This window comes from Streptomyces sp. ATLC9, assembly GCF_057196705.1.
Genome location: NZ_JBXUOY010000044.1, coordinates 19,739 through 27,199 on the forward strand (window position 1 = coordinate 19,739; position 7,461 = coordinate 27,199).

Below are 7,461 nucleotides of genomic sequence, written 5' to 3' on the forward strand. Positions count from 1 at the left end.
ATGTCCGACCTGCTGCGCGCCCCCGCCGAGTTCAAGTACGCCGAGGAACTCGACTGGCTGGAGTCCGTCGACGACAACCCCAAGCCGTTCTCCTGGCGCCTGTCGCCGAAGATGGTCCGCCTGTTCGTCCTCGGCTCCGAGCGCTCCGACGGCCTGGACAGGGAGATCCCGCAGAAGTGGTTCGGCGACCGCGGTCTCGTCGAGCGGTCCATCGTCACGCTCGCCTCCGACCGCGGTCTGCTGCTCATAGGTGACCCGGGCACCGGCAAGAGCTGGCTGGCCGAGCTGCTGTCCGCCGCGATCTGCCGCAACTCCACCCTGGTGGTCCAGGGCACCGCCGGCACCACCGAGGACCACATCAAGTACTCCTGGAACGTGTCCATGGTCATCGCCAAGGGCCAGTCGCGCGAGTCGATGATCCCCTCGCCGATCATGACCGCGATGGAGACCGGCGCGATCGGCCGCTTCGAGGAGCTCACCCGCGCCACCAGCGACGTCCAGGACGCGCTCATCTCGATCCTGTCGGAGAAGTACGTATCGGTCCCCGAACTGGACGACGAGGGCATCGTCTTCGCCAAGCCCGGTTTCTCGGTCATCGCCACCGCCAACAGCCGCGACCGGGGTGTCAACGATCTGTCCTCCGCGCTCAAGCGCCGCTTCAACTTCGTCCGCATCCCGGTGGTGACGAACAAGAGGAGCGAGTCGGAGATCGTCCGCTTCCGCACCGGTGAACTGCTGCGCCGTCACCGGATAGAGCTGGACGTGCCGCCGACGCTGCTGGACGTGCTGCTGCGGAGTTTCGCGGACCTGCGAGCCTCCTCGGCGGCGGCCGGCAGCGACGACGAGAGGCTGGAGTCCGCGCTGTCCACCGCCGAGCAGATCGGCGTGCTCGAGGATGCGATCCTGCACGGCAACTTCTTCGGCGAGCGTGCCCTGACCGCCCGTACCCTGGCCTCCTCGCTGGTCGGATCGCTGGCCCGGCGCGAACCGGAGGACCTGGCCATCCTCAACAAGTACCTGCACGGCGTCGTGGAGCCGCGAGGCAGGGAGGAGGGCGGCTTCTGGCCGGAGTTCCTCGAGGGCGGCCGCGACGCGATCGCCACCCTGTCATGAGGGCCGCGAGCGGGGGCGCCCCGGACGCAATCGCAGCGGAGACGGCCCCGGCGGACGGGACCGCCTTCACCGCGCTGCGCACGCGGCTGCGGGAAGCGGCCACGGCGTTCGCCGGAGGGCCGGACGCCCTCGAGGACATCCTGCTGGGCATCGTCGACGACGTCGACCGTGCGATACACGAGCCACTGGAGATCTTCCCCGTATGCCACCACTCGCCCGCCTCGGCGACCGCGATGGCACGCCGCCTGCGCGAGAAGCGGCCGAAGGTGGTGTACCTGGAGCTGTGCGAGGACATGGCGCCGCTGCTGACCGAGCTGCGCAACTGCCGGCTGCCCGTGGCGGTCCAGGCGTTCGCGGCCGAGGTCGACGGTTTCCCCGTGCAGTGGTCGCCGCTGTCGGTGGTCGCGCCGATCACCGAGGCGTCCGCCGAGTACCAGGCGATCGCGTACGCGCTGGAGACGCCGGGCGTCGAACTGGTCCTCGTCGACCGCTCCAGCGACCACGTCTTCCAGTGGGAGGCGCGCGGGGCGCACGCCACCGGCCCCGGCTCCGGTACCGAGGTGCCGACCGAGGGGGAGGCCGCGCTGCACGGTGACGCGGTCGGCGTGGAGATAGGCGACCTGCGGCCCCGGTTCGCCGAACTGGAGGAGCACCTGCTGCGCCACGGTCGGGTGCGGCACTGGTCGGAGTGGTGGCACCAGTATGTCGAACTGCCGCTCGGGGAAAGCGACCACGACACCTACCGTCAGGTCATGTTCCTGATCGGCAGCCTCTTCAGGCGCCTGGCGCCCGGCGATCCCCGCAGGGTGCGCGTGGACGAGGACCGCGAGCGCCACATGTGGACCAGGATGCGCCGACACCTTCAGGAGACCGTCACCGACCCCGCGGACTGCCTCTACGTCTGCGGCGCCTTCCACGCGGCCAGCCGCGTGGCCGAGTTCGGAGTTCTGGGCGAGGACACCTTCGAGATCGGTCCGCGTACCGCCACCAGGTGGCGGTACGGCCTGATCCCCTCCAGCCACGCGGCGATCGAGGCGCAGTTCGGCCTCGCCGCGGGCTCGGTGTCGATCGCCGCGACACTCTGGGCGAAGAACCTCGGGCGCACCCGGGTGGAGCCGTACCGCCTCGCGGGACAGGCGGGGACGAGGAGGTCGAGGGCGCGGAAAGCCGTGGCGGCGGTTCCCGCGGAGCAGGCCCCGCCCTCGGACAGGCTGACCGGCTTCCTCGGCCGGCCGCCGGTCCTGGACGGGCTGGACGAGGCGGAACTGCTGGGCTGGTCGGTGGAGATCGTGCGCGCCGCGCGCCGAAGCGGCTATCCGGCATCCACCGCCGACGCCATCGCGGTGTTCGAGACGTCGATCCTGCTGGCCGGGATGCGCGACCGGGCCAGGCCGACGCCGTACGATTTCCAGGACGCGGCCGTCACCTGTATCGAGAAGGACACCGTGCCCGGCCGGCGCGACGTGCGCCGTCTCGTGGAGATCATGATGGGCGGCGACCGGGTCGGCCAGGTCGGCTACGACGCGCTGCCGCCCCTGGCCCGCGATGTCCACGACCGGCTGGCCCCCCTGAACCTGAAACTCCAGCAGCGCGGTGTACGCAGAGCGCTGCTGGACATAGCCGCCCGGCCGGAGCTGGAGAGCTGCTCCGACGTGCTGTGGATACTGCGCCGCCTGATGCCGCACGGCGCCGCACGGCCGATCATGGGGGAGCGGAAGCTGGGGGAGCGCCCGATCCAGGAGTCCTGGGACCTGGCACTGGGCACCCACCAGCGTGCGCTCATAGAGCTGGGCTACGAGGGCGTCAGCGTCGAGCAGGTGCTGGAGCAGCGTCTGCGCCGCACGGCGTACGACTCGCGCGCCACCGCGGCGTCCGTCCTCGGGGCGGTCGAGGACACGGTGCTGTATCTGCGCGGCCACCGCCTCGCCGGCGAACTGGGGGCCCACGCCCTGAAGGTGCTGTCGGCCGAGCGCGGCGTGGACGGAGCTCCGGAGGTGCTGCGCCGGGTGCGGCGGCTGCTGGCGTACTACCGCACCGGCGAACCGGTCCTGCCGCCGTGGATCGAGTCCTTCGTCAAGGCGGGATACGCGCATTACTGCACCCTGCTGCCGACGGCGTTCACCGACGACGACGCGGGCGTCCGCCAGGTGGCGGCGATGCTGGGTTTCCTGTTCGGAATGGAGAGCCTGGCGCTGTCGCTGGGGTGCGACCGGGCACAGCTGGAACTGGCCCTGGCCCAGTCCCGTCCGCGCGACCCGGCGAAGACCGCGCTGCTGTGGGCGGCCCGCACGCACCTCGGTCAGCTGACCCGCGCGGAACTGCGGACCAGGTGCGACGAGATGCTCGGCAATCCCATGGTGGTGCCCGCCTACCCGCGCTACCTCAGTGGTTTCCTGCACGCTCTGGAGCCCGTCCCCGGTCTCGCCGGCTTCGTCGTGGAAGCCGTGTCCAACGCGTTCGCGCGGCTGCCGGACCACGTGCTCCTGCCATGGCTGCCGACCCTGATCATCACCCTGCGCTCGGAGGGCGCCGAACTGGCCCCGCTGCTGATCCGTGAGGCCGGACGGACCTTCCCCGGGCGGCTGGCGGCACTGGACGCATGGGTGCCGCCGTGGCGGGCGCGAGCGGAGCCGGAAGCCGTACCTCCGGCACGGCGCACGGGCGCCGGGCGCGGCGCGGCGCTGCTCGCCGCCCATCCCGCGGCATGTGACGCGGTGGCCGGTCTGCTGGGCTGCGACGGCACGTGGCGGAGGGCGGAATCCGCCCCGCCAGGCGCGGTGCTGGCCGGCCGTCATCCGCGGACGGCGGTGGCACTGGATGCGCTGCTGGCCGGTTCGTGAGGCCGGCCGGGTGCGGCGTCAGCGGCCGGCCTCACGACTGTTGCCGCCGCACCCCGGTTGGGCGGTACCGCGTGAGTGATCAAAACAGGGGGTGCTTAACATATGAGCACCGCCTAGCTCGAAAGATGAACTTGTGACTACCACCGTGGACTCGTTCACCAACTGGAAGAACCGCGAGGAGATCGCGGAGTCGATGATCCCGATCATCGGGAAGCTGCACCGGGAGCGGGACGTCACGATCCTGCTCCACAGCCGCTCCCTGGTGAACAAGTCGGTGGTCAGCATCCTCAAGACCCACCGGTTCGCCCGGCAGATCGCCGGCGAGGAACTCTCGGTCACCGAGACGCTGCCGTTCCTGCGGGCTCTGACCACGCTCGACCTCGGTCCCTCCCAGATCGACATCGGCATGCTCGCCGCGACACACCGGGCCGACGCCCGCGGGCTGTCGGTGGAGGAGTTCACCGCCGAGGCCGTCGCCGGCGCCACGGGCGAGAACAAGATCAAGTGTCGCGAGCCGCGTGATGTGGTCCTCTACGGCTTCGGCCGTATCGGCCGCCTTCTGGCTCGTCTGCTCATCGAGAAGACCGGCTCCGGAAACGGTCTGCGGCTGCGCGCCATCGTCGTCCGCAAAGCCGCAGGCCCGGACCTCGTCAAGCGCGCCTCCCTGCTGCGCCGCGACTCCATCCACGGCCAGTTCCAGGGCACGATCACCGTCGACGAGACGAACGACAAGATCATCGCCAACGGCAACGAGATCCAGGTGATCTACTCCGACGACCCGACTGCGGTGGACTACACCGCGTACGGCATCAAGAACGCCATCCTCATCGACAACACCGGCAGGTGGCGCGATCGCGAGGGGCTGTCCAAGCACCTGCGCCCCGGTGTCGACAAGGTCGTCCTGACCGCTCCGGGCAAGGGTGACGTCCCCAACATCGTCCACGGCGTCAACCACGAGACGATCAAGCCGGACGAGCGGATCCTGTCCTGTGCGTCCTGCACCACCAACGCGATCGTGCCGCCGCTGAAAGCGATGGCCGACGAGTACGGCGTCCTGCGCGGCCACGTCGAGACCGTCCACTCGTTCACCAACGACCAGAACCTGCTGGACAATTACCACAAGTCCGACCGGCGCGGCCGCTCGGCGCCCCTCAACATGGTCATCACCGAGACCGGTGCCGCCTCCGCCGTCGCCAAGGCGCTGCCCGGCCTCAGGGCGAAGATCACCGGCAGCTCGATCCGCGTCCCCGTGCCGGACGTCTCGATCGCCATCCTCAACCTGCAGCTCGCCCGCGAGACGACCCGCGAGGAGGTCCTGGACTACCTCCGCAACGTTTCGCTCACCTCGCCGCTCAAGCGCCAGATCGACTTCATCAGCGCACCCGACGCGGTCTCCAGCGACTTCATCGGCTCGCGCAACGCCTCGATCGTCGACGCCGGGGCCACCAAGGTCGAGGGCGACAACGCGATCCTCTACCTGTGGTATGACAACGAGTTCGGCTACTCCTGCCAGGTCGTTCGCGTAGTCCAGCACGTCTCCGGAGTCGAGTACCCCACCTATCCCGCCCCGGCGGTCTGACCCCGGCGGTCCGGCCTCTGCGCCCCGCCCGCCCGGCCCGGTGGCCCGGCGGGCGGTTCCGGTTCCGGACAACCGTTTGCCGAAGCTCTTCTCCTCGCCCTCTCTATTGACCTGCCGAGGGAGCACTCTTACCGTAGCAAGCGCTTTCTGTCCCTTGTGTCGAAAGCCGCACCGCCATGCCTGCCGCGCAGGCGTCCCCCCACGGAAGGGCGATGTCCCGATGAGACCGAGAACCCCGCTGTCCTTACTGTCCTGTGCCACCCTGGCGGCCGGCGTCGCCGTCGCGCTGCCCGGCGCCGCGGCGACGGCCGCGCCGGTGCGCCACGAGGCCGAGCGTGCCCCCGCCACCTGCGACGGCACCATCGACACCGAACACTCCGGCTACTCCGGAACGGGCTTCTGCAACGGCCGGAACGCCGTGGGCGCGGCCGTCCGGTTCACGGTGGACGCCCCGCAGGCCGGTACCGCGACGCTGTCGGTCCGCTTCGCCAACGGAACCACCGCCGCACGGCCCGCGGACATCACGGTGAACGGCTCGGCGGCCGCGTCGGTGTCGTTCGAGAGCACCGGTGCGTGGAACGGGTGGACGACGAAGACGCTCACGGTGCCGGTGAGGCAGGGCGGCAACACCATCGGGCTCAGCCCCACCGGTGCCGACGGCCTGCCCAACATCGACTACCTCGACGCCGAGGTGGACGGCACCGGCACCCCGCCGCCCCCGGGCCCCGTGCTGTACGTGGCGCCGAACGGCAGCGCCGGTGCCTCCGGCACGGAGTCCGATCCGACGACGCTCACCTCGGCGATCGGCCGCGTCACCCCCGGCGGGACGATCTACCTGCGCGGCGGCACCTACCGCCACTCCCAGACCGTCACCATCCCCGCGGACAACAACGGTACCGCGGGCGACCGCACGGAGCTGTCCGCCTACCCGGGCGAGACGCCGGTGCTGGACTTCTCGGCGCAGAGCGAGAGCTCCTCCAACCGCGGACTCGCCGTCAACGGGTCGTACTGGCACGTCAAGGGCCTCGTCGTCCAGCGGGCCGGCGACAACGGGATCTTCGTCGGCGGAAGCCACAACGTCATCGAGCGCACGGTGACGCGCTTCAACCGCGACACGGGTCTGCAGCTCTCGCGGATGCTCTCCTCCACCCCCCGCGACCAGTGGCCCTCCCACAACCTCGTCCTGAGCGCACGGTCGCACGACAACGCCGACTCCGACGGTGAGGACGCCGACGGCTTCGCCGCGAAACTCACCTCCGGCCCCGGGAACGTCTTCCGCCACGCGGTGGCCCACAACAACATCGACGACGGCTGGGACCTCTACACCAAGGACGAGACCGGGCCCATCGGCGCGGTGACCATCGAGGACTCCCTCGCCTACGAGAACGGCACTCTCAGCGACGGGACCCAGAACCCCAGCGGCGACCGCAACGGTTACAAGCTCGGCGGCGAGGACATCGGGGTCGACCACGTCATCCGGCGCAGCATCGCCTACGACAACGGCAAGCACGGGTTCACCTACAACAGGAACCCCGGCAGGATGACGATGTCGGACAACACCAGCATCGACAACGCCCAGCGCAACTTCTCCTTCGACGCCGGCGCCTCGGTGTTCCGGAACAACGTCTCGTGCCGCAGCGGCAGCGGGTCCAACGACAAGACAGTCGGCGACGCCGACGGCTCGAACCAGTTCTGGTCCGGCTCGAACGGCTCCCGGTGCTCCTCGTACGCCGGCGCCATGAGCTGGCACTTCGCCTCCGACGGCCGACTCGTGGTGTCCTTCGGCGGCAGGACGGCGACGCCGTGACCGCCGCCGGACCTTAGCCTCGGGCTTTCATGAGGTGGGCTGTCCGACAGGCGGTCAGGAAAACAGAGAGTGCCTCTGACCAGCGAGAATGAGGATTGTCGAGGTCCTTGTTCCTGCCACCG

4 protein-coding genes are annotated in these 7,461 nt (G+C 70.0%); all 4 read left to right on the plus strand.

Annotation, left to right across the window (positions count from 1 at the left end; translation table 11 throughout):
- The gene (locus AC2CJA_RS07635) at nucleotides 1-1,113 is read left to right on the plus strand and encodes an ATP-binding protein (RefSeq protein ID WP_484601901.1); all 1,113 of its coding nucleotides are present in this window, start codon (nucleotides 1-3) and stop codon (nucleotides 1,111-1,113) included.
- A complete protein-coding gene (locus AC2CJA_RS07640) occupies nucleotides 1,110-3,953 on the plus strand; it encodes a DUF5682 family protein (protein WP_484601902.1) in 2,844 nt (947 codons plus the stop codon). Before AC2CJA_RS07635 ends, AC2CJA_RS07640 begins: the two co-directional genes overlap by 4 nt.
- 133 nt (nucleotides 3,954-4,086) lie before the next feature.
- Nucleotides 4,087-5,532, plus strand: coding sequence for a glyceraldehyde-3-phosphate dehydrogenase (locus AC2CJA_RS07645; RefSeq protein ID WP_484601903.1), 1,446 nt, complete (start codon nucleotides 4,087-4,089; stop codon nucleotides 5,530-5,532).
- Nucleotides 5,533-5,752: 220 nt separating this feature from the next.
- Nucleotides 5,753-7,339, plus strand: coding sequence for a carbohydrate-binding protein (locus tag AC2CJA_RS07650; RefSeq protein WP_484601904.1), 1,587 nt, complete (start codon nucleotides 5,753-5,755; stop codon nucleotides 7,337-7,339).
- Nucleotides 7,340-7,461: the final 122 nt, after the last annotated feature.